This window comes from Thermococcus sp. EP1, assembly GCF_001317345.1.
Taxonomy (GTDB): Archaea; Methanobacteriota_B; Thermococci; order Thermococcales; family Thermococcaceae; genus Thermococcus_A.
Window position 1 is genome coordinate 1 of the sequence record NZ_JXCG01000031.1, and the last position, 812, is coordinate 812.

At 41.0% G+C, this 812-nt stretch carries 1 protein-coding gene and 1 pseudogene; both read left to right on the forward strand.

Annotated elements, in window-relative coordinates:
* Nucleotides 1–486 (forward strand): annotated as a pseudogene (locus tag EP1X_RS09910) (pyruvate synthase subunit beta); the annotation flags it as partial.
* Nucleotides 487–547: 61 nt separating this feature from the next.
* The coding region (locus EP1X_RS09915; protein WP_055284082.1) for a 4Fe-4S binding protein at nt 548–812 on the forward strand (265 nt) is incomplete at its 3' end.

The following is an 812-nucleotide window of genomic DNA, read 5'->3' on the forward strand; positions in this document are numbered from 1 at the left end:
TCATCCACTCCTTACGGAGCATGGACAACCAACACTCCGGGTGGAAAGAAACACTTCGTTGAGAGTAGACCAAAGAAGAAGGTCATTGATATCGTAATAGCTCACAAGCCAGCGTATGCTGCTACAGCTAGCGTTGCTTATCCAGAAGACTTCATGAGAAAGCTCAAGAAGGCCAAGAAGATTAAAGGTCCATCATTCATACAACTCTTTGCCCCATGTCCAACAGGATGGAGGGCACCAACTGACAAGACCATTGAACTTGCCCGTCTAGCAGTTCAAACAGCATATTTCCCACTCTTTGAATACGAAAACGGCAAGTATAAGATAAACATGCCTTCACCAAACAAGGAACCCAAGCCCCTTGAGGACTTCATAAAACTACAAGGAAGATTTAAGTACATGACTAAAGAAGATATTCAAGTACTCCAAGAATGGGTACTAAAAGAATGGGAAGAACTCAAAAAGAAGGCCGAGGTTTTCGGCTGATATTTTTATTTTTACGAAAAATTTAAAGTAAAAATGATATAATTCGCTTGGGGTGGTATGCATGGCTGAAAGTCCGTTCAAAGCTGATATTGAGAGAGTCCAAAAAGAGTATAGTGAAAAGATGACACCTGGAGCAGTAGTCTACATTCCTGGAAGCAGCGTCGTCAACAAGACCGGTGGATGGAGAGTTTTTATGCCACAGTTTGACAAAGATAAGTGTGTTAGATGCTTCCTATGTTACACTCTATGTCCAGAACCAGCTATATATCTAGATGAAGAGAGCTATCCTGTTTTTGACTATGATTATTGTAAGGGTTGTGGAATTT